Origin of the sequence: Thermospira aquatica, assembly GCF_023525255.1 — a bacterium.
In the GTDB taxonomy this organism is placed as follows: Bacteria; Spirochaetota; Brevinematia; order Brevinematales; family Thermospiraceae; genus Thermospira; species Thermospira aquatica.
The window spans coordinates 1,193,756-1,216,127 of the sequence record NZ_CP073355.1 but is presented as its reverse complement, the minus strand read 5'-3'; the positions used below and the strand labels follow the sequence as shown (position 1 = coordinate 1,216,127).

Below are 22,372 nucleotides of genomic sequence, written 5' to 3'. Positions count from 1 at the left end.
ATTATGGAAAATTTTCGTATTCTTGAAAACGGTGGCATCAATTCACCAAAAGGGTTCAGGGCTACTGGAGTTTCCTGTGGTCTCAAAGAGGGTGGCTACAAGGACATCGCTCTCCTTTATAGCAGTATCCCCTGCGAAACAGTATGCGCTTTCACGCAAAACAGGGTCAAAGCCGCCCCTATTCTGATCAATATGGAAAGACTTGACAACAAAATACAGGCCATCATTACCAACAGTGGCAATGCCAACTGTGTCACAGGTGAAGAAGGTATCCAAAATGCCCGTGAAATGGCAGAAATGACGGAAAAATTTCTGGATATTCCGGCGGGCTCAGTGATGGTAGCCTCTACTGGTGTCATCGGAAGAAAACTCGATATGGAAAAGATCCGCTATGGTATTCAACGTATCTGTAATACCATCAAAACAGACAATGATATCCGCAGTTATGCTACTGCCATTATGACAACAGACACCAAACAAAAAACCCTTGCATGCGAATTTGATATTGAGGGTGTTCCTGTTCGGATAGGAATAACCGCCAAAGGAGCAGGGATGATCAAACCCAATCTCAAAATTCCTCATGCCACCATGCTGGTCTACATCACCACGGATGCCGCCATTTCCCATGAAATGTTAGAACTTGCCCTTGATGAAGCTCTTTCTCTTTCCTTTAACCGTATTTCTGTTGACAATGATACCAGCACCAATGATAGCGTCTTTTTACTCGCCAATGGTCTCGCTGAAAACCCTTCTATCACCCAAGAAGGAGAGGCTTTTTCTCGTTTCAAAGAAGCACTGATCTTTGTCTGTCAGGAAATTGCCAAAATGATAGTAAAAGACGGTGAAGGAGCAACGAAACTCGTCAAGATTGACATCAAAAATGCCCTTACTTCCACTGACGCAGAGAAAATAGCCAGAAGCATCGCTGATTCCTATCTTGTAAAAACCGCCATCTTTGGCCAAAACCCGAACTGGGGGCGTATTCTCGCTGCAATGGGGTATTCCGGAGCAAAGTTTGAACTTGACCGTGTCGTCGTGAAACTAAACGGTGTAGAGATCTTCTCGCGTGGAGAACCACAAAAAACAGGCATAGGCCAGGCAGACGTCCTCATGAGAGAGAATGAACTGACTATTGAAATCGATCTTGCCATAGGACACAAAGACTATTTCCTCTGGACGTGCGATCTTTCCCATGACTATGTAAAAATCAACTCTCACTATATTTCCTAGGAAAAGGTTTATGCAAAAATATATGTGGTTCCTTTCCCTCATGGGGCTCCTGCACGCAGAGGAATGTAGTCTTCTTATCCTTTGTTATCACACCTTTTCTCCACACCTTCAGAGCCCATATAATTTTTCTCCAGACACATTTTCTAACCACATACTGACCATTCAAAAAGCGTGGTACCGTTTTGTCTCCTGGCAAGATGTCACAAACAATACTCTCACAGGAACGAAAAACATCCTCATCACCATCGATGATGGAAACACATCTGTTCGTACTATCGAAGCCCTCCTTGATGAGATGGGAATCAAACCTATTCTCTTTATTTATCCCGCGATTATCGGGAAAGTACCTTATGCCCTTACATGGGAGGATCTTGATCGTATGAAAGCCAAGGGATGGACCATTGGCGCCCATGGTTACAATCATCTCTTTATCAATCAACAACTCTATGAAAACGATAGAAAAGCTTTTTACCGGGAGATCCGTTATAGCAAACAAGTATTGGAAAAGAAAACAAGCGAAAATATAATATTATTTGGTTTTCCATTCGGTGTTTATAGTCCTCTAACGATTGAACCCCTTCGTCAAGAGGGGTATCGCTATGCCTTTACCATCGTGAGAAAACCTGCTCTTTGGCCTCCCTCTGATCCCTACCGCATTCCCCGCTATCTTATGACACCCTCGATGTGGAATCATCTCGCGAAGTTGCTCACCAATACCAATCATATTGCCTTAAAGGAGTAAAAAATGTCATCTCTTCGGATTGCCCTCTGCCAGGTAAATCCTACCGTTGGGGATATTCACAACAACACAGAAAAGATTCTCTCTTTCTGGAAAAATGCTTCCCATGACGGTGCTCATATCGCTGTTTTTCCTGAGTTATGCCTCCCGGGATATCCCCCCGAAGACCTCCTCTACAAAACAGAATTTTTACAAGCAAATCTTGCGGCACTCAATAGGCTTGTTGAGTCCTCACAAAAAATTCCTACCGCCCTTATAGTTGGATTTATCGACCAGGATGAAAGCGGTATCTACAACGCCGCTGCTCTCATTGCCAACGGAGAAATTATCGACATTTACCACAAGATCTTTCTCCCCAATTATGGTGTTTTTGACGAAAAGCGTTACTTCAACGAGGGAAAACACCTCTCCGTTTGTACCATCAACGGGATCAAGACAGCCATAAGCATCTGTGAAGATATATGGTATCCCGATGGCCCAATGCACTTCAGCTCGCTTATAGAAGACGTCCAGGTAGTATTCAATCTCAGTGCCTCTCCCTTTCACAAAGAGAAACCCTCCCAGAGAGAGCGTATGCTTACTACCCGCGCCTCAGACGAAAACACAATGGTCGTGATGGTAAACGCTGTGGGAGGACAGGATGAACTGGTCTTCGACGGGCATTCCTGTATCATTGGTCCAAAAGGCAACATTGTTGCAAGACTCAAAGCCTTTGAAGAGGACTACCAATGTGTTGATGTTTCTTTTGTTAGTGTCCTCCAGAACCGTCTCAAAGATGCCCGGCGCCGCCAACAAAAACTCTACTTTCAGGAGATTCCTCTCCCATGGACATTACACAAAAAAACCATAGAACTCTCCCCTTCTCAAAAAAAACCTGCCTTTGGAGTCATTGAACCCCAGATGGATTCGATTGCTCTTTTGTATAAGGCTCTGGTTGTGGGAACCCGAGATTACGTAGAGAAAAACGGTTTCAAAGAAGTGATCGTTGGTATCAGCGGTGGGATTGATTCTGCTCTTGTCGCCACTATTGCTACCGACGCCCTAGGAGAACACAGAGTGCATGGAATATTTTTGCCTACCCGTTTTTCGGCAGATATCAGCCGTGAAGATAGCTTTCTTCTTGCTAAAAACCTGGGTATTGACCTCAAAGAACTTTCTATCGAAGGTCTGTTTGGGAAATATCTGGAAGAACTCCAACCATTTTTCCATAACACTCCTTTTGGTATTGCTGAAGAAAATCTCCAATCCCGGATCCGGGGAAATATTGTCATGGCCCTCTCAAATAAATTTGGGTACCTAGTCCTCACCACAGGCAATAAAAGTGAAATGAGCACCGGCTATGCCACCCTCTATGGGGATATGGCAGGTGGTTTTGCGGTCATCAAAGATGTTCTCAAAACCGAAGTATATGCCCTTGCTCATTATAGAAATAGTATCACTCCTGTCATCCCCCAAAGAATTCTTGAACGGCCACCTACAGCTGAGCTTCGCCCCGATCAAAAAGATACCGACACTCTTCCCCCTTATGAGATTCTTGACAGATTAATTCAAGGGTACGTGGAAGAAGATCTCTCGTTCGAGGATCTCTGTCACCTCTCCCCGTCACCAGAAATCGTCAAGAGGGTTATACGACTCATCGATACCAGTGAATACAAACGAAGACAGGCACCTCCAGGGATCAAGGTGAGCGTTCGCGCATTTGGAAAAGATAGACGCATGCCTATTACCAACCGTTTTCAACCCACACCACCAGACAAGAAAAGTTGACAAATAAACAATTTTTCCTTATAATACTATTTCCTGGAAACAGGCAATGGGCCCATAGCTCAGTCGGTTAGAGCAACTGACTCATAATCAGTGGGTCCCTGGTTCGAGCCCAGGTGGGCCCATTTTCCTATCACAAAGGAGGAAATCCATGATTTCATTCGGGACCGGTATTCGCCTTGATAAGATAAAAAAGCTTGTAGAGTATCAAAACCTCTACAATCGTGAACAGGAGATACGCAAAAAGTATCAAGATGAAGAAAAAAAGATGGATAAACTCCTCGCTGATAACGCTACCCTGGTTGCGAGAAAAAATGATCTTGAAATGATCATTTATGCAACCCAAAAAAAGCTGGAAGAGGAACAGCAGAAAAAACTTCAACTCGAGCAAAGACTCAAAGAGCTTGATGAAAACAAAGACAAGGTCAAAATTACCCGCCAGATCAAAACCTGGGAAAAAGAAATGGAAACCCTCCAGCAAGATCTCAACATGATCATCCACCAGATTGATTATGAGACACATAAACAAACCGATACGATGGAAGAGCTCAATCAGGTAAACGCCAAAATGCTGGAAAACGATGCAAAAATCAAAGCCCTTCGTGAAACAATTGCGGCTATTGAAGCCAAACACAAGGATGAGCTCACGTATATCCTCGAAACACAAAAAAATATTGCCTCTGAATTCGATGTCTCTGTGATTGAATACTTTATCCTCTTGCTTCGGAAAACAAAAGGACAGGCAATTGTTTCCGTGCTCGATGGTGATACATGTTCGGGATGTTATACTATACTTCCTACCGTTATCCAGGGAGAGATTGGACCAAATCTTCCCGAGGAAGAGATTGAACTCCAGCAGTGCCCCCATTGTTTCCGTTTCCTTTATTATCCCCAATGGCTGGACTAAAACAAAACCCTCGTAGGGGTTGACTTTTTTTCAAAAATATGTTATACTATATCTCCTATGTTGGGCGCTTAGCTCAGATGGTTCAGAGCACCTGCCTTACAAGCAGGGGGTCATAGGTTCGAATCCTATAGCGCCCATTTTTTACCACTTCCATCCACCTCGTATGCAAACCATCCCCGCATCCCACTCACTGTAACCTGCCTCAAAACTTACAAATTTTGTTCCTAATTGTTTAAAAAATCCAATTCTCCCAAGTTCCTGGTCTTGAAAGCTTCTATAGAGGAGAGCTTTCCAGAAAAAACCAAGATCTCTCGTGCGATTCCATATCTGGATATCGAAACTGACTTCCTGGCCATCATTCAGATACCCCAAAAGTGCGATGTCTATAAAGCAACGTTCCCACCAGAAGTTATATCCAAATCCCATCATTGCCCCATCACTTCCCCACCTCAAACGAGTCTTCCACAGCCACAAAGGCAATACAAAAGATACATTCCATTCGTTTTGGGGAAGGGTAACCTCGTCATAGTGTATTTGCGAAAACCTATACCAAACAGCCCCGGTAGATGACCAGAACTTCAAGGCAATTTCACTCTCAAAATCATACTTTACCGGTCCGGTATCCCTTTTATCCTGATACCCGTAATCCAGTGCCTCTGTCTTCACAAAACCCTCTATCCATTGGTATCCTGTTTTTAGCCACAAAGACACAGAATCATCCCGATACAACGTCCAGAAGGCAACAGTATTTTTCCCGAGAGTGGTTTTTGCCTCTCCTCCACTCCATATCCCCGACAAAATGCCCCCCAAAAACCCTATCTGACCAAAAGCCATCGAGAAACAGAAACTCCCCCATAGGAAACAAGAAAGCAATAAAGTCCTGGTTTTTCTGGTGTCTTCCATACAAGATATTCCTCCCCATGAGATTGCATAGTGGTAAGAACCCTACCTTTTTCATCAAAAATGATAATCTTCGCTCCTGAGATCACTTTTGAGAGATAAATTTCTGAGGAACGAAAAGCAGGATTGGGATAAATCACAAAATCTTTTACTGTCTGCCCTTGTTCAGGAAAATTCCATCCATCTTCCCGGTAAAAAAAGTCCCAGGAAAAAATCCCGTATTCATTCGTATAGATGAGGGTATTTTTCCCTCCATTTTTCACAAAAAGATCACAAACCTCCCCTGATCGGCCAACCCTGAGAAAACCAGAGAAAAATCCATCCTCGCCGCCAAACTCAACAAAGGCTTTCCCGAGTTCACTTCTTGCTTGAAGAAAAACTTTCCCTCTTTGAATTTGAGGATCACTCATAAAAATATCGAGTCTTTTTGGATCGCTTTCATTCCACTGCATTACAAGATACGGTCCAGAACCATTGATAGCACCATACGTTGAGGGGAAAATCTCCCATCGAGCTATATGATCCGGGGCATTGTGAGGAACACGTTGTAAGGAATATTCCTCATAGGTAGCCAGGGACGAGGAAACATTCTTAAATTCATAGGAAAACATCGCTACCTTCCGTCCCCAGAGTGGATGATCGTCGTAGAGGATAATCGTTGCCTTGTTCGCAAGCCCATTCTCCACCGAAAGAATGCCCAAACTCTCTGGAGAGAGAAAACCATCGGATGAAGAGACCACTCCTGTACTCCCATCATACCGAAGACGAAGTCGTCTGTACCCCCGTCCCTGGGAGGTAATATGCTCCAGGTACCAGTTAGAAATACGTATACTCTCAGAACTCCTGTTGAAAATTTCTATCCACTCGTCATTTTCATTCACCGTTCCTCCACCATCGGATCCCGTCCACCCCCCTCCCGAGTAATCCTTTTTGGGAGAGGTGAGAATTTCACTAATCATCAGATGGGCAGAATACGGCGAAGAGAGATTTGTATCCAGAAAACGGATCTTGTGAAAGACACCCCCGCAGGAAAGAATCCATGTCTCCCCGTGGGAAAAAGCCCCCGGTAAAGTCACCACATAGGGCGACGTCCCGGAAAGTGGATAGATGTCTTGCTGTCCCGAGGGATATCGTTTCACACAAAGCGCTGAAACCGATTCACCGCTTTCGATAACAATCGGTACAGAAGTCCCCAGACAAACCACACGAGGGGCAAGAATACGAACAGATTTTGCCTGTCCTGGTCTTGGAAAATCCTCTTGCCAGCTCCCATTTCTCCAGACAAGAGCTTTTCCTTTTTCAGAAATGGAAAGGGGTATGTTTGGCGGAGGCGAGATTTCCTCTCCATTGTACACCAAACGAAAGAGGTGAAGTCGATTCGCCCAGCTATACGTCCAGGATGTCTTGGAAGAAGGTTTAAAAAGAAGTGTGTTCGTATCCCATGAGAGCAGTCTCCCTCCAGTATTGTAATCTTCAGAGAGGATAACGGCCCTTCTCCCCGGCAGCAGAATCCAATTGGTAGTGTGTGCTTCTCCTTCAAAGAGAATAAAATTCCCCTGCTTGAGGGTAATAGCCACAGTAGAGGTATCCGAACGAGGCACCAAAACGGTTAATTTGCTCATATCAACGGGTTCACTTCCATCGTTGAGAATCTCCAGGTAACGTTCACTATCGGGAATAAAAAGATCCCCTCCATAAAAAATCTCACTTATCGTAAGGGATATCCCCCAACAGGGAAACAAAAGGAAAAAAAGAAAACCTCTCATAACCTTTTCTCCCAGAATTCTACCCGTTCTCTTACCCGCCTATCCGTAAAACGCTTGTCTTTCAACATAGTGACAAACATCTGTTTGGCTGCCTGCTGGTTAGTAGTTTTAACTTGAAGTGCATATTCAATAAGAGCTACACCCCATTGATAGTAGAGGAGATTGGTTGCCCAATCTGGCTGAAAACGAAGCTCAAGTTCAGCCCTTTCAAAAGCCCATAGGGCCAGAGGAGATTTTGCCTGAGCGAGGTAGGTTCGTCCGAGGTAGTACAGTCCCCAGAAGAGAAGGCCAGGATAATCCTCAATCTCAAAATAACACACGCCCATCCCATAATACCACAAGGGCCTTTGTTTTTCATCTACCTCTGGAAGAAACTTTTCATAAATCCCTAGAGCCTTTCGATACACACCAAGCCCTCGATAAACATCAGCAAGCTCTTTCGCCACCCAGGGGTTTTGGGGGAAATCCCTGTAGGCTTGAAGAGCTACAAAATAGGCATTGGAGTATTTGCCTTCTTCCCGGTAGATCTGGGAGAGGAGGATGTAGTGCGAGGCAATGTCCGGCTGTTTTTGAATTTTTTCTTGAACAAGCCTTCTTGCCTCCTGATAGTTACTTACCTTAAGAAGCTCTCGTACCTGCGATGAAAGACTCTCTTTTGCCCAAACCTGGCAAACTTGGCAAACCATGAGAAAAAAGAATATTTTCCAACGCATGGTAATCCTCCAAAAAATTTTTACTGACGATAGGATAGTCAGAAGAGATAAAAATGTCAATGGGCATTTGTCACAATTTTCGTTTGATACCAGAAATGACACGAAAGTAATCGAAAGCAATAAAAAGAAAAAGGTATGAAAGGATAAAGAAAAAACAAAAAAACCCTCTGTTTGAGTAAAACAGAGGGTATATTAGCCCTATCGGGATTTGAACCCGAGTCGCCGCCGTGAGAGGGCGGTGTCCTAGACCAGGCTAGACGATAGGGCCATCTTGCTGCTGGGGCGGAAGGATTCGAACCCTCACAAACAGATCCAGAGTCTGTCGTCCTGCCATTAGACAACGCCCCAATAAGGGTATATATTATACGGCAAGCCTGCTTCTTTTGTCAACTGTTTTTATCATTATTTGTAAAAATTTAGTCTTACTTCGGTACTCCACCCATAGGCAGGCGTGGTAGTATCGGGATAGCTCTCCATTTCTATAGACTCCATCCCTACAAAAAACTCTCGAGCAAGCCGAATACCACTATCCTGAGCAAAACTTGCAAGCAAGGTTTGAACGTCGACTTTGAGCTGCATCCCTGTCCGTTGCTTCGGATTCATAAAAAACGGCGGTTGTGGGTTTCCTGACTTTTTCTCGTAAATATCTTTAATACACTGAACAAGTAAATCCTTATCAGAAGCAAAGAAAAACTCATTGTCAACCAGACCAAAATAAAAAGAGCTATTTGTCATCTTGTAGTGGTAAAAAGGTATCGTAAAAACCTCAAAGGCATACAACTGGTCTCCTTTCTGAAGGACCATGTTTTTGAGCGATTCCATCAGATTTTTTGCCAAAGTTGTGTTCTTTATCCCAATTGAACCGTAGTACAGGAACTGGTTATTTTGATAACGATCGACGATGAGCACCAGCCTTCCTTCACTGTTGTGGATAAGATCTCTTTCCATGTCTACTCCATAATCGCGACGGAGCGAGACCACCATTTGTCCAATCCCCAGGATATCCAGCTTGTCAACAGCACGGTAATACCGATAGAGCTGAGAGATGTTGAGAGAAACCTGCCCTAACAAAAGAGGATTTCCCCGAACAAAGTCCAACACCTGAAACCGTGGGTTATTCTCAAAACGCTGAAGCTGATAAAGAAGTTCCTGTTGAGATTTATCTATAGCCGCAGTGTACATTCTCAAAAGAAGACTCTTTTGAGAAAAAATCACGTTTACAAGACCAAATCCCAACGGAAGATTTACCCTGTCCGAAACCCCCGTTCCACGAGTGATAGAACTCAGGTAACGACTTTCAAACCATATCCACCCATTGGACCAGAGACCAGGAAGCTTTGCTTCAGACATCACAAAAGCATCCGTTTTTAAAAGACGGTTTGAGAGAGCAGCAAAGACTCCCTCATTCTGGGAAAGAAGCACATAGTTTGAGACAAAACGAAAGGCCGTCTGAGGTAAATTCTTTTTAAGATAAACCTCAAATGTTTTCTGATTGGCTAAAGGCAGAGCAAGATATCCCCTATCAGCCTCCACGTGAACAAAAGCCATCGGGGCATTGGTCTGAATACCAATCGAAGCAAGACTACCGGGGTCCAGAACATCCACCCCATAGCCGGCTTTACTCTGCGCGGACAACTCTGCCCACTTTTGAGTAAAATTTGCCCCATAAAAATGGCTATAAAGAAAACGCAAAGAATTCACCAGATAGCCATGAGAAGGAACAACGATAACAAGCTCTCCAGACGCCAGAATCGGCTCAAGAGAACTGCTGGCAAAACCCTGAAAAAACACTCCCAAAAAGAGAAAAACAACTCCAAACCGTTTCACATAATCTCCTCATGAGAGATAACCCCCCGTCTCGATTGCCGGAAGAGAAAAAGTTTCTTATGTGCCTCTTCTTTTTCTGGGGTTGCCATACCATCTGCTAAGGGCCGAATCATATCATGGGGAACTTCAATAGGTTTGTGAAACTCAAGAGAGAAACGTACAACATCTAAAGGACGGACTTCTATATACTTCCGCCACAACCACCACGAAAGCAGAATCTTCCCCTTCCAGACACCCTCATCCTGAAAAAGTTCAATATGTTTTATCCGTATACGAAGAGCTCGAAAAATCCGTCTCAATAAAGGATCGGTGAGTAGAAAAGGAGCCCCCATTATCTCCTCTGCCATCCCCTGAATAGGGATATGAAGCACACTTTTGTTATCCTTTTCTTGAGACACAAGCCTGAGAGTATAACGATTGAGATGGGGATCTACGATAACTTTTTCAAAATGCATGGGCACATACGTAGATCGCGATATCTTTTGTACCATCTTCCCTCCTCTGAATTCACGGTTACATTCTCTGCTTATTTTTCTTTGTATTATAATGTAACCATTTTTGAAAAAAAAATCAAGTGAAAAAGGGACTCTTTTTCAATAAAAACGAGAAAAAGCCTCCTACCAACAAAGAGTCTGGTTATTTTTCATCAAAAATACCCTGCCATTGCAAAAAAGTTATACATACTTCTTTGTCTTTTGGGCATGAAAATATCCCATGCTTGCTAAACCATTTGCTATTAAAAGGTAAATAAAAACTTGCATTTTTCTCCCATTTTCGCTATACTTAAAATATAAAGGAGGGTTCTATGAAAAAGTATGTGTTTTTTGTGACACTCCTGGCTGTTGTTTTTGTAGGTTGTTCTCCCAAGAAATCTTCAGCAAAAGAGTCAGAGGAAGTTTCTTCAAAGCAAGAAACTGTTCAAGAGATCCCCGATTTCATCAAAATTCGGCCGGGTGACAAGGTCATCTTAAATTCTCCTCAGGTCTTCTGGGAGATCACTATCCTGTTAAATTATGAACAAAAAAAGTGGCTTGCTGAGCAAACCAATACCAACGAGGATGTGTCTGATGAAGAGGCTTATCTCTATCTTCAAAACAAGAGAGAGGAATTTTTTCAGAGCCTTGGTTTAAGTGAAGACCTCTATAATCAGTATAGCTTTGACCATTACCAGAAGATTCAGGATTTTCTCGAAAAAAATCCTCAGTATAAAGAAGCCTACGAAAATTCTCAAAATCTCTAGAATTGAAAAAGAGACACAATAAATAACAGGCTGCCTTACAAGACAGCCTGTTATCTTTTTTTATACCCCTGGCGGAGGTGAACCAGGGAAAGGAGGGCATGCCCCCGGGAGCATCCCGGAAGGCATGTAAGGAGGTTTTATAGAAAAAGGGGGTTATCGTTCTATGCCCCGATAGTACACATAACCACGTGAAGCTATCACAAAAAGGTAGGATCGTTCGTTTCCATATCGTTTGACAAAATCCCTGAAATCTGAAATATTTTTGATGGGCTGGTTATTGATAGCCATCACAATATCCCCGGGACGCATGATCTGGGTAAGCACACTGTCCTCTTTGACATCCTGAAGGATAACACCATACTCCGCTCCATTGGCATCAAGTTGACTCTTGTTAGCCTCTGCAAAAATACCTCCCAGAAATTCTACGGTTGCCAGACCAGGCTGCTCTTGAGAAGGTTCTTTCTGCGCCGATGATGTCGTGGGACGTTTATCGAGGGTTACCTGAATATTCTGTTTTTTGTTTTCTCTCAGGATCTCGAGCGTTACCGTAGCACCAGGCTTTTGACTTCCAATCATAATTTGAACATCTTCGGGTTTAGAAACGGATTTTCCATTCACCTTGAGGATAATATCTCGAGCCTTTAATCCAGCTTTTTCTGCAGCAGAGTTTTTCTCCACGCGAGCAATGAGAACTCCCCCGTCTATTTTCAACAGTTTACGGGTAGTTTCATCTATCTCTCCGAGAACCACTCCCATGTATCCCCGTTCTACACGCCCTTTGGTAAGAATCTGATCTGCTGAAGCAAGGGCTGTATTGATAGGAATGGCAAAACTAATCCCTTCATATGCCCCCGTTTGAGATCGAATCGCTGTATTGATACCAATAACCTGCCCACGAATATTGATAAGAGGGCCCCCTGAGTTACCAGGGTTCACCGCTGTATCTGTCTGGATAAAACGCTGGAAGCCCGTCATACCCTGTCTTCCCAGGGCACTCACTACGCCGAGGGTATATGTTCCCGAAAGCCCAAAGGGATTGCCAATAGCAATGGCAAAATCGCCTACCTGTACCGTATCAGAATCTCCTATTGCCACGACAGGGAGGTTGTTGGCGTTGATTTTCAAAATAGCAAAATCAAGCTCTTCATCGTAGCCTACAACCTTTGCCTGAAATTGACGATTGTCTGAAAGAATAACCACAATCTTGTTTGCCCCTTTTACCACATGGTAGTTGCTAAAGATGTAGCCGTCCTTGCTTACAATGAACCCAGAGCCTGCTCCCTGGAGTTTTCTCCGATACTCTTTTGGCATCTCATCAAAACCAAAGAATCGTCTCAAAAAGGGATCATCAAAAAAGTCCGCATAAGGATTGGGAATAACCTCTTCTCCCTCTACCGTGATACTTACCACCGCTGGCATAACACTCTGAGCAATGTTTCGTAAAACCTCCTGAAGGGCAAGGACACTACTAAGATTGGGGGTCTTCTCCACAAGGTCATTTTTGTTCTGGTAGCTTATGCTCTGGGAAAAAAGATGACTGCAAGAAAGCCCCAGGGCAAAGACAATCACCAGAGCTGACAATACCCATGGCCATCGCCAGGAAAACGATGCGTGTTTGTGTTTCATAGCTGTTCCTCCGTTTTAGTGTTCTATTTAACTAATACACCTATAGTATACAAACTTTCCTTCGAAAAGTCAAGTATTTTAAAAAATTTTTTTTGTTTTATTTTTCATTATTTACCGCTTATCTTTTGGGAAAAAACTAAAAAAATTAGTGATATTTTCCAAACTTTTTGATACTTTTTTTTCGTGAAATCAGGTTTTAAAAAATATTGCTTCTTCATTCATTTTTTGACAAAAATCTTCAAAAGGCGTATAATTTTTACAAATATTATTACTTCGGGGGAAATATATGAAAAGAAAAAATCTCATTTTTGGCATAGTTATTCTCATAATGAGTGGTTTTTATGGATGATCTCTCATTCCTACCATGACCCTTGATGAATTCATCGATCTTTTTTTCCCAAAATGGTCAAAAGGCTGGCAACCCGTCGGAAACCCGGGATTTTCAACGGGAGAGGCCTCCTATATCTCTCTCTATGTCTACAACGGTACCCCTTATGTGGCTTATGTGGATGAGGCACATGGCTCCAACGCCACCGTGATGGTCTACAAAAGGGTGATGGTCTCCAAATAAAGAGAAGCGCCTCTCCCTTTTTCCAGGGGGTGGTTTTTCTCGTAAAAAGACGTGACATGCTCTTCCCTTGTTGCAGTTGGGGAGAAAGCTCTTACCCTGTTGCAGTAGGAAAGAGCGTGCTATTACCTTGTTTCAGTGAGCTTCTCTCAGGGAAGTCACTGTGATAAGAGAAGAGCCAAAGGTTTTTCTCTCGCGACTACCGAAGCGTATCGAAGCCTGGTCACTGAGTAGCGGAGCGTATCGAAGCAACCGCCACCCCCTCGTCTCGAGACGTTTCTTTCCTTGCCAGGCGGAAACCTCTTCCCCTGCAATAAAGGAAGGCGGGGGAATTTTTCGCGCTCACTGCGACAAGGCGCCCCCTACCAGCTTCCGCCACCTCCTCCACCGCCACCGCCACCTGAAAATCCGCCACCTCCACTCCTTGAAGGAGACGACGACATCACTGTCCCCATCTGAGAGATAGAGGAGTGGATAACGTCGGAGAGGTATACCGCCGAAAAACGTCCTCCCCCAACATACCAGGAGGGCGGGGTTGTAAGAATGGGAGCAAACTTCTGGATCCACTTCTTCTCCAGGCCAAAAACAATCGCATACGGCAAGGTCTTATCAAAGTAGAGGGGATCATCCTTGAGAATTCGTTCTAACCTTGGCCACTCCGCACGTTTAATAAACTCCCGAAAACCTACCAGTTGTTCATAGTATTTTTGCCCCTCAGGAGTACGAGCAGGCATGATAGACGCAAAGAAAAACGACACGACAGCAGCAAGTGCCCCAACCACAAAAGGAGGTGCTACCTCAGTCATCGCTGAAAGCGCCACCCCTCCAATAAAAAATCCAAACCCAAGAAAAACACAGAGAAAACTTAGCTCTCGAGAGTAGGGCTTATAAAGCTGTTTATCCTTCACACTTTCGTCAATCTCTCCCTTCGCACGCTCAAACGAGGTATAAAAAACATCTTGAAGATCAGAGAGCGCAACACTCTCTTTTTCCAGCACCTCACCAGGAAGAGCAGCTTCTCTTCTATCAGAAAACAGTCCCAGCCACAAAACAGCCTCATGAGGATGAGGATTTTCCAGAGGTTTTTTCTTATGGAAAACAAAATCCCTGGAGAAGGTTTTCTTTTTTTCCTCGATAACGATATGCCCCCGCCATGCCCAATCAAAAAACGTGGCCACCACATCCCTCTGGTCTATTTTGTCATCAATGAGCATCCCTGCTTCAGCGGGGGTAAGTTCAGAGGGCGGATAAAAATGCACCATTTTTACAAAGGGTTTATCCTTCCCGAACTTTCTCCAGAGAAAGAAAAGAACAATCGTATACACGATGAGAAAACCAAACGAGAGCACATCCACATACCTTTCAAAAAAATTTCTCCCATCATTGATAGGCCAAAATCCATCCGGAAAAAAAGCAAGGATGGTTATCCCCTCTTTTGGAGCAAGCTCTCCTCGAAGCTTCCCGCTAATGGTTTGCGAGGAAGTATCATAGCTCGAGAAAACACGCGAGGTATTGGTCCCCCCATACGCACCAGCATAAACGACAAACTCGGCTTTCTCCCAGGGCCTATCTATTTTCACTTCAAAGGTAGCATTTCGTATAGGCACATCCCAGTCCGTACCAATGAGATTCCAGTACAAGCTCTGAAAAGATTCACCCTCATTGGTAAACGCAAGGATAGGGTTTACCACCGTGTAATGGATGGTATACACCTGGAGTCCCTCCACATACCGCGAAGCCGAACCAATCTTGATAGTAAGAAGTCCACTCTCCCACGAGGTATCATAGGAGAAATTCTCCACACGAATATCCCGTATCCCAAAACGACGGGCAAAGTTTTCAAACTGGATCCTGGTGGGAATAGTTCGGTATATCCCATGCCTCGGTTGATAAAACAAGACGGTAATCTCTTCCGTCATATCCATCATCCCGTTAGAGAGAATATGTGCCCTCACCATGTAGTTACTGATCTCAAAAAACTCTCCCCACACCCACGAAAATACAAAAAAAATAAAACAAAAAACGATTGCTCGCTTGTTCATCGCTTTCCCCTTTCGCCTGGAAACATTCTTCCCGGCTTTATCTTCCCTGAAGGAAAAAAGAGAAACACCCTAAAACTGTACCTTCACATTCTGCCGTTCACCCTCAGCAGCCTCAAAGAACGGCCGTTTCCGAAAACCTGTCATATTGGCAATAATCACAGAGGGAAAAGTCTCACAGAGAATATTAAAATCCCTCGTTACAGCATTATAGTAACGACGAGCAAGAGAAATCTGCTCCTCTATGTCGGCGAGGTTTTTCTGAAGATCGAGAAAATTGGTATTGGCTTTGAGGTCCGGATAATTTTCACTCAAAGCAAAAAGCGTTTTCAGCGTACTGGCAAGCTGGTTTTCCGCCGCTATCTTATCCTCAATACCTGTTGCCTGCATAGCCATATTTCTTGCCTGGATAACCTTTTCAAGGGTTTGCTGCTCGTGTTTCGCATAGCCTTTCACGGTTTCCACAAGATTGGGGATAAGGTCATAGCGCCGCTTGAGTTGCACATCAATACCGGACCAGGCTTCATCCACCTGATTTCGTAGCCCAACCAGGCGATTGTAGACAAATATACCATACCCCACTGAAAGAATAACCAAACCCAGGACCACCCAACCTATTATCATGGTATTTCCTCCTTCATTACTTCTGCCTTAAGTATAAAGAATAGAACAATTTTTGTCAATTTTTATTCTTTTTTTCCAATAAAAAAGACCATAAAAATACGCTAAAAACCATTAATGATATAAAATGTTCAAGGATCATTCGCGCGAAAAGCTCTTACCCTGTTGCAGCATGACATCGAACCTTTTTCCCTGCTTATCCCTCTTTGAGAACGGTAACAGGGTTATAGCTATCTTTCCCTTCATTCTAACCATACTCTTACATAGAGATGTTTCCAAAATTTTTCCAGATTTTTCACCAATACAAAAAAAAATCCTAAGTCTTTTATGAGAAAAAACTTGCTTCGCAAAATGCTGCTTTATTATTATAAAATAAAAACTTTTATATAACAAATATAACAAAAAAAATTCGATATATATTAGAGAAAAAATAAGATCTTTCAAGGAGGCTTGTATGAAAACACACAAACCTATTAAAACCTGGCGTGAGGAAGATAGACCCCGAGAGAAGCTTCTCCAGCGCGGACCAGAAGCACTCTCTACCACTGAACTCCTCGCCATCCTCATCAGGACAGGAAGCGAAGGCAAGAGTGCGCTGGAGATAGCAAGTGAACTCCTCGAAAAGTTTTCTCACCTACGAGGACTGGATAGCGCCTCGCTTGGTGACCTCTGCCGTATCCATGGGATAGGGCAGGCAAAGGCTATCGAAATCAAAGCCTGTCTTGAGCTGGGAAAACGCCTCATGCGAGAGGAGGTAAAAAAGCCCCCAAAAATCTCCTCTGCTCAGGAGGCTATCAACTACGTTCAGCAATACTACGGCCCCGTCCTCAGGGATGCCAGACAGGAGGTGTTTTCGATCATCTTGCTCGATATCCGCAATAAACCCCTGCACCACCTGGAAATAAGCCGTGGGAGTGCCTATGCCACCGTGGTTGATCCAAGAGAAGTGGTTCGCCAGATCTGCCTCCACCAGGCCAGTGGGGTAATCCTCGTTCACAATCATCCCTCAGGAGAGTGTACTCCCTCTCAAGATGACCAAAACCTCACCAAAAGGCTTGCCTCAGCCTGCGAAATGGTGGGAGCTCGCGTTATCGATCACATCATCATCGGCAAGAACCCCTCAGACTATTACAGTTTTGCTATCGAAGGTCATCTTTAACACTTGACGATATTCAGGGGTTATGAGTATATTTATAGTAAAAAAACAACGGAGGAAAACTATGGTTGTAAAGCCCCTTGGAAATCGTGTTCTCGTTAAGGTTAAGGAAACAGAGGAAAAAACCAAAGGCGGTATCTACATCCCTCAGACCGCTCAAGAAAAGACACAGACAGGTGTTGTCGTGGCTGTAGGAACCGATGAATCCATTAAGGTGAAGGTTGGGGACCAGGTTCTCTACGACAAGTACGCCGGCACCCAGATCAAGATCGATGATGTGGAGCATCTTGTTCTTTCAGCTGACGATATTCTCGCCATCATCGAATAAATAGGTGGAGTATCTCTAACAGATAAGCCCTCTTTCCTTTTCAGAAAGAGGGCTTTTTTTATTTTATCTTCATCTGGTTTGTTGAAGAGGTGTTGGTAAGAATAACACGAATGGTATTTGTCACCACGCCCTCTGTGTATTCAGGATAAACAAGAGTATATCTCGTCCCAAACAACTCCTTTTCCGCGAGAAGTTTACAGTTAGCTATCTGAAAAGGATCAAGACTGACGAGACAATTCTCAAGTTCCCTCTTTGAGGAAAGATTGGTGATGACAAAACGAACCCTCTGCACCGTATCATCTCGAAGAATCGTCACCTGCGCCTGATTCTGAATAGAGGTATTCACCACCTCAGTATACTGACTGTTACTCACTTCTACAGTTCTGCCGGAGCCAAGAAAAAAGCCTCCCACTCCACCAAGGGCAACACCTATCAGAAACAAAAGAAGTGCAGCCTCCATATTTCCTCCTTTTTCCCCCTTCTCATGTGATTATTTACCCACCTCATAGACAAGTTTCCCGCCGGCATAGGTAGCAAGAACACGTCCATCAAGTCGCATGCCAAGAAACGCCGAGTTGTGAGAACGAGAAAAAAGCGTGTGTTCACTGACCTCCCATGATGTCTCCTGGTCAACGATAGTAAGATTGGCAATCATGCCCGGAGCAAACCTTCCCCGATCAATCCCGAGAATACGAGCTGGATTCAGCGTAATCCACGGAAGCCATTTTTTGGAGGGAATATTTTGCTTTTTTGCCAGGGTAACAAGCGCTGAAAAAAGAGTTTGCACTCCAACCACGCCAAAAGGCGCTTTTTCTATTCCTACCGCTTTTTCCTCCTGTGTATGAGGGGCATGATCCGATGCAACACAATCGATTGTACCATCGAGAAGCCCATCGAGAAGTGCCTGACGGTCACGTGGCTTGCGAAGCGGTGGATTCATCTTTTTGTTTGGATCATAGCCGCTTTGTTTGACATCCTCCTCTGTCAAAAGAAGATAATGCGGCGCCGTGTCCGAGGTTATCAGACCGGGATACCATCGCTTCAGCATTCTTACCGCTTCCACAGACTGCCAGCTGGAAAGATGGGTAAAATGCACCCTCACCCCGGCAAGACCAGCAAGAAGTCCCGCCTGCAATACCGCGAGACTTTCTGCCTCCCGGGGCTGTCCCTGCCATCCTCTCTCTCGTGAAACAGAACCATCATGAAGCGGTTTCCCCATAGCCAACAAGGCAATCTCCGGATGCTCTACCCAGAGTTGCCCGGTCAAGCGAAGACGTTCACATGCCATGAAAAGAAGCTTTTGATCCTGGATACTTGAACCATCGTCACTAAGCCACAAACACCCTGTTTCTTTGAGAGACTCAAAGTCTGTCAGCTTTTCTCCCTTCCTTCCAACTGTCATGGCACACGCCTGTAAAACCTCTATACAGGCCTTTTCCCGCGCGATGCTCATAACCTCCTGGTATCTCTCTTTCCTATCAATGGGGGGGATAGTATTGGGCATAGCAAGCACAGTGGTGACACCACCTGCTGCTGCTGCCCGCGTTGCCGTGGCCATGTCTTCTTTGTGCGTCTGTCCTGGCTCCCTGAGATGAACATGCATATCCACAAAACCAGGATAAATCCGTTTTCCTTTTATGTCCATGCGGGTAACGTGTTTTTCCTGTATGTTGCGGGCAATCTTTTTTATTCTCCCATTTTCTATCCAGACATCAAGCCTCTTTCCCGAAGGTGCTATCACTGGATCACATACTATACCACCTGACAAAATCACTCAAACACTCCTTGATATATTCTTTTGTATGGATACACCCTCTCAAAAAACCACCCTTCCTTCACTGGCAGAAAAAACCTTACCCGATCTCCCCGATTGAGCGACATGGTTTCCGCTACCTCCCAGAAAAAAAGCTCATTTTTCTCTTCAACACAGAGGAGTTTTTTCTTCTCTCGAAAAAAATGTTCCACCATAATCACCTTTCCCTCTACTTCCAGATCCCAGGGATCATCGGCGGTAGCCTTGCCCAGCTGAGGAAGTAACACCACATCGTACTCACACTTTTTTTTCCAGCGTTTTTCTATAAACTCAGCAGAAAGAAAATTCTTCCGGGAATTTCCCATAAAAAGGGCTGTAATACGACTTACGGGAGAAAAACAAAGCTCTTCATATCCCCCTTGCTGAATGATCCTCCCCTGATCCATAAGTAAAAGCCTATCACAGAGGGATGCCATCTCCTCCTGATTATGAGAAACCACCAGAGCAGTCTGACCCCGTTTTTTGATCCAATCTCTAAGAAAATGCCTCAGCACATCCCGAAAATTATCCTCAATATTGGCCAGCGGCTCATCGAGGAGAAGAATTTTTGCCTCCGATGCAAGGGCTCTGGCTAAAGCTATCCGCTGTTTCTCTCCACCGGCGAGACTTCTTGGAAGTCGTTCAAGAAGACTTGCCTCCGTGAGATGAAGATGGGTGAGAATCTCTCTCACCACAGGATGGAAACGTATCTCATGTTTTTTTGAAAACTGTTTTCGAATCCAGTAGAAAAAACCCGCATTTACCTCTCCGGGTAGGTGAGGATACAGAACAAGCCGCTGACTCAGGTAGGCCATCCCACGCCCAGCAGCAGGTCTCTCGGAGAGCGCCTCTCCCTCCAGAAAAACCTCACCCTCATCCGGTCTTTCTAAACCAAGAATGGCCCGCAAAACCAGGCTTTTCCCTGCTCCACTGGGGCCCAAAATACCTACTATCTCGTTTTGATCCACCTCGAAAGAAACCGAATTGAGTTCTTTTGCCTCATCTGCTTCTGCTCTCTCTAATGTCAGGGAAAGATGCTCTACCCTGAGATAATTCATATCATTTCCCGATCTTTGGAAGAGGAAGCTGTTGCACGGCTTCTTGGGCTTTCTTTTTCAGCGCCTCCTCTTGTTCTTTCTTTATCTGTTCAATACGATTTTCCACCTCTTTTTTCTTGGTCTCTACAAGCTTCTCATAGCTCGTCACATCCGAAAGACTCTTGAGAGAGAGCTGATTGATATTTTGGAGATTCTTCGCAAGAAGTTCGTTCTGAGAAAGCCCCTGTTGAAGCAAGACATTGAGTTGTTTTTCAACAATCTCCTCAAGCTCTTTTGCGGTTTTGGCAAGATATTCCCCTATCTTTTTTTGAAGCACTGTATCCAGAGAACTTGCAAGGGTAAACTGAAGATTGCCATCGGAAAGTATGGTATACGTTACCACCACATCTATACTGGGAGTTTCGGCCAGAATTTCTGTCACCACTTTGGTCACAAAGTCTGCGAGATCCACCTTCTCCCATCGTAAACCAGACAGTATTACTGATATCTTTCCTGTACTTTTGTCCCTATCCCACTGAAAAGAGGAAACAATCTTCATGGACGCACTCAAATTCGAGATCTTGAGAAAACCAAGATCTGACACGGAAAACGGTAATCCTTCTCCCTTAAACTCTGCCACAAGAGGTGTTACCGCGTTGGAGCGGATATCCAGCGAAACATTTAGCGCATAGTTTTGAAGCTTTTCAAGCTGTCGATAAGTCAACTGAATAGGTTTATCCCACTTGTAGGGATCCGAAGAAACATTCTGGAGCCTTGCCTCAAAACGACGATCCGTATTCTCTACGGAAGACTGCAAGTTTTTGAGAAGAAACGAGGGGTAAGGATCAGAGGGATACGGGATATCTCTGCCATTGAGACGACGATACCCCTGTTTTTTCGGTTTCTGAGAGGGATCGGATTTTATCTTCTCGGCATACCTCCACGCTCTCATCCCATAGGTGTAAATTGCACCCAGTTTCTGACGTAAAAATTTGTCTGCCATTCCCTGGAGGATATTTTTCCCATCGGTAACGGGCAAAGAGATCAAAGACTGCAAATAGGCTTTATCCTCAGCTATAGCTGTTGCTATAGTTTTCTGACTCTGGAGTGCCTTTTCATAGGTGGTTTTGAACTGCTGTCCCGTCGTCTTGATATCTCCCCCGATAGAAGAAAGACTTTTCGAAAAGGCATCTATCTGGGAAAATGCCTTTTGTGCCTCTTCCACAGTCTTAAGAGAAGCAACCTGTATCTTTTGTATCTCGGCAGCCTGTGTCGAGAGTTGCGCCAGCTGAGCATTCTTCTGTTCGTAGGTTTTCATCCACTGCTCAATTGTATTGGAAAGCTCTGTGTTTACTCTAAGAAGAGTCTGTTCGCTTTTCAGATTCGTTCTCTGAGAGGAGATAAGACTAGAAAAATTCTCTTTTACCTGAGAAAAATCCATCGTCGGAACTTTATTGGCAGGAGCTTTCTCTTCTGAAGACGCCATTGATTTTTCTCCACGAGAAACTCGTGAAAGCGTCCCTGGTGTCGTTCGCGAAGTTCCCCAGCGGATATCTTCACACTGCACATTTTCAAAGACCACACGCCCGAGGGTCAGAGCATCAGGATTGAGCTTGAGTTCAGTTTTCCCGAGCTCAAAGAGATTACGATAAGGATTTTCAGCATCCCCCACGGTGAGAGAACGAAATGAAAAAGAAAGCCCGGGGATATTGAGACGAACACCCACCACATCCACTTTTGCATCGAAAACAGCCTCAAGGGATTTTTCAATAGCGTTTTCTAAGAGTTTATTCTGAAAAAGGGCAAGAAACGCCGAAACACCCAGAAAAATCACGCCAACGGCAACAAGCTTCCACACCTGGAGAAAAGAGTATCCGAGCTCTATACGTTTTCCAATCTCGGAGAGCTCCTGAGTTTCCTCGGCAGTAAGGTCTTTGCGAAGCACATAGCGTTTTTTCTTGTCCTGCTCAAAAAAAGAGAGAAGTTTTTCTCTATCTGACTCATGATAACACTTCTCTAAAAACCTCTCCCAATGGGTTGGAGAGTATTTTATCTTAAACATCTTATGAATTTTGGCTTTTGGGGGCTTTTTTTCCTTTGCCATACACTACTCCTTCGC

The 22,372-nt window shown here is 44.3% G+C and carries 20 protein-coding genes and 4 tRNA genes; 10 read left to right on the top strand and 14 right to left on the bottom strand.

The genetic code is table 11. The features are described from left to right. Positions 1 to 3: 3 nt before the first annotated feature. The 6 genes from argJ (at position 4) to KDW03_RS05755 (ending at position 4,777) form a co-directional block, all read left to right on the top strand. A complete protein-coding gene (gene argJ, locus KDW03_RS05780) occupies positions 4 to 1,230 on the top strand; it encodes a bifunctional glutamate N-acetyltransferase/amino-acid acetyltransferase ArgJ (protein ID WP_271436436.1) in 1,227 nt (408 codons plus the stop codon). A gap of 10 nt (positions 1,231 to 1,240) precedes the next feature. Then, entirely contained in the window at positions 1,241 to 1,972 is a 732-nt protein-coding gene (locus KDW03_RS05775) for a polysaccharide deacetylase family protein (protein WP_271436435.1), read from the top strand. 3 nt (positions 1,973 to 1,975) lie between these two features. Further along, a complete protein-coding gene (locus tag KDW03_RS05770; RefSeq protein ID WP_271436434.1) occupies positions 1,976 to 3,736 on the top strand; it encodes an NAD+ synthase in 1,761 nt (586 codons plus the stop codon). A 48-nt stretch (positions 3,737 to 3,784) separates the two neighbouring features. After that, a tRNA-Ile gene (locus tag KDW03_RS05765) sits at positions 3,785 to 3,858 on the top strand. Between the two features lie 26 nt (positions 3,859 to 3,884). After that, complete coding sequence (locus tag KDW03_RS05760) at positions 3,885 to 4,640, top strand: zinc ribbon domain-containing protein (protein WP_271436433.1); 756 nt, start codon at positions 3,885 to 3,887, stop codon at positions 4,638 to 4,640. A gap of 62 nt (positions 4,641 to 4,702) precedes the next feature. Next, positions 4,703 to 4,777 (top strand) — tRNA-Val (locus KDW03_RS05755). 4 nt (positions 4,778 to 4,781) lie between these two features. Here the strand turns inward: KDW03_RS05755 and KDW03_RS05750 are convergent. The 7 genes from KDW03_RS05750 to KDW03_RS05720 all read right to left on the bottom strand — a co-directional run bounded on the left by KDW03_RS05750 (position 4,782) and on the right by KDW03_RS05720 (position 10,337). Beyond that, complete coding sequence (locus KDW03_RS05750) at positions 4,782 to 5,474, bottom strand: hypothetical protein (protein ID WP_271436432.1); 693 nt, start codon at positions 5,472 to 5,474, stop codon at positions 4,782 to 4,784. Next, a complete protein-coding gene (locus tag KDW03_RS05745) occupies positions 5,456 to 7,306 on the bottom strand; it encodes a hypothetical protein (protein WP_271436431.1) in 1,851 nt (616 codons plus the stop codon). The genes KDW03_RS05750 and KDW03_RS05745 overlap by 19 nt, the downstream gene beginning before the upstream one ends. Further along, positions 7,303 to 8,019, bottom strand: a complete 717-nt coding sequence (locus tag KDW03_RS05740) for a tetratricopeptide repeat protein (protein WP_271436430.1) — start codon at positions 8,017 to 8,019, stop codon at positions 7,303 to 7,305. The genes KDW03_RS05745 and KDW03_RS05740 overlap by 4 nt, the downstream gene beginning before the upstream one ends. 193 nt (positions 8,020 to 8,212) lie before the next feature. Continuing rightward, a tRNA-Glu gene (locus KDW03_RS05735) sits at positions 8,213 to 8,287 on the bottom strand. A 9-nt stretch (positions 8,288 to 8,296) separates the two neighbouring features. Continuing rightward, positions 8,297 to 8,367: transfer RNA gene (locus KDW03_RS05730), tRNA-Gln, on the bottom strand. Between the two features lie 54 nt (positions 8,368 to 8,421). Continuing rightward, positions 8,422 to 9,846, bottom strand: coding sequence for a hypothetical protein (locus tag KDW03_RS05725; protein ID WP_271436429.1), 1,425 nt, complete (start codon positions 9,844 to 9,846; stop codon positions 8,422 to 8,424). Beyond that, positions 9,843 to 10,337, bottom strand: coding sequence for a hypothetical protein (locus KDW03_RS05720; RefSeq protein ID WP_271436428.1), 495 nt, complete (start codon positions 10,335 to 10,337; stop codon positions 9,843 to 9,845). Before KDW03_RS05720 ends, KDW03_RS05725 begins: the two co-directional genes overlap by 4 nt. A gap of 314 nt (positions 10,338 to 10,651) precedes the next feature. Between KDW03_RS05720 and KDW03_RS05715 the strand changes: the two genes are divergently transcribed. Then, on the top strand, positions 10,652 to 11,086 hold the full coding sequence (locus tag KDW03_RS05715; RefSeq protein WP_271436427.1) for a hypothetical protein: 435 nt from the start codon (positions 10,652 to 10,654) through the stop codon (positions 11,084 to 11,086). 153 nt (positions 11,087 to 11,239) lie between these two features. Here KDW03_RS05715 and KDW03_RS05710 read toward each other — a convergent pair whose 3' ends face one another. Further along, complete coding sequence (locus KDW03_RS05710; RefSeq protein WP_271436426.1) at positions 11,240 to 12,712, bottom strand: Do family serine endopeptidase; 1,473 nt, start codon at positions 12,710 to 12,712, stop codon at positions 11,240 to 11,242. 364 nt (positions 12,713 to 13,076) lie between these two features. Here KDW03_RS05710 and KDW03_RS05705 point away from each other — a divergent pair, with 364 nt between their 5' ends. Continuing rightward, entirely contained in the window at positions 13,077 to 13,283 is a 207-nt protein-coding gene (locus tag KDW03_RS05705) for a hypothetical protein (RefSeq protein ID WP_271436425.1), read from the top strand. A 359-nt stretch (positions 13,284 to 13,642) separates the two neighbouring features. Here KDW03_RS05705 and KDW03_RS05700 read toward each other — a convergent pair whose 3' ends face one another. Then, positions 13,643 to 15,322, bottom strand: coding sequence for a DUF2207 domain-containing protein (locus KDW03_RS05700; RefSeq protein ID WP_271436424.1), 1,680 nt, complete (start codon positions 15,320 to 15,322; stop codon positions 13,643 to 13,645). Positions 15,323 to 15,391: 69 nt separating this feature from the next. Further along, positions 15,392 to 15,943 (bottom strand): LemA family protein, encoded by a 552-nt coding sequence (locus tag KDW03_RS05695; protein ID WP_271436423.1) that lies wholly within the window; start codon positions 15,941 to 15,943, stop codon positions 15,392 to 15,394. Positions 15,944 to 16,394: 451 nt separating this feature from the next. Here KDW03_RS05695 and radC point away from each other — a divergent pair, with 451 nt between their 5' ends. Next, positions 16,395 to 17,099 (top strand): RadC family protein, encoded by a 705-nt coding sequence (gene radC / locus KDW03_RS05690; RefSeq protein ID WP_271436422.1) that lies wholly within the window; start codon positions 16,395 to 16,397, stop codon positions 17,097 to 17,099. Positions 17,100 to 17,160: 61 nt separating this feature from the next. Next, a complete protein-coding gene (locus KDW03_RS05685) occupies positions 17,161 to 17,424 on the top strand; it encodes a co-chaperone GroES (RefSeq protein WP_271436421.1) in 264 nt (87 codons plus the stop codon). A 58-nt stretch (positions 17,425 to 17,482) separates the two neighbouring features. On the opposite strand, the gene KDW03_RS05680 is transcribed toward KDW03_RS05685, so the two are convergent. Genes KDW03_RS05680 through KDW03_RS05665 form a run of 4 tightly spaced genes read right to left on the bottom strand, consistent with a single transcriptional unit; the run spans position 17,483 to position 22,357 of the window. Then, on the bottom strand, positions 17,483 to 17,884 hold the full coding sequence (locus KDW03_RS05680) for a hypothetical protein (RefSeq protein WP_271436420.1): 402 nt from the start codon (positions 17,882 to 17,884) through the stop codon (positions 17,483 to 17,485). 30 nt (positions 17,885 to 17,914) lie between these two features. Continuing rightward, entirely contained in the window at positions 17,915 to 19,198 is a 1,284-nt protein-coding gene (locus KDW03_RS05675; RefSeq protein ID WP_271436419.1) for a dihydroorotase, read from the bottom strand. Next, entirely contained in the window at positions 19,195 to 20,274 is a 1,080-nt protein-coding gene (locus tag KDW03_RS05670) for an ABC transporter ATP-binding protein (protein ID WP_271436418.1), read from the bottom strand. The genes KDW03_RS05675 and KDW03_RS05670 overlap by 4 nt, the downstream gene beginning before the upstream one ends. A 1-nt stretch (position 20,275) precedes the next feature. Next, positions 20,276 to 22,357, bottom strand: a complete 2,082-nt coding sequence (locus KDW03_RS05665; RefSeq protein ID WP_271436417.1) for a TIGR03545 family protein — start codon at positions 22,355 to 22,357, stop codon at positions 20,276 to 20,278. Between the last annotated feature and the right edge of the window lie 15 nt (positions 22,358 to 22,372).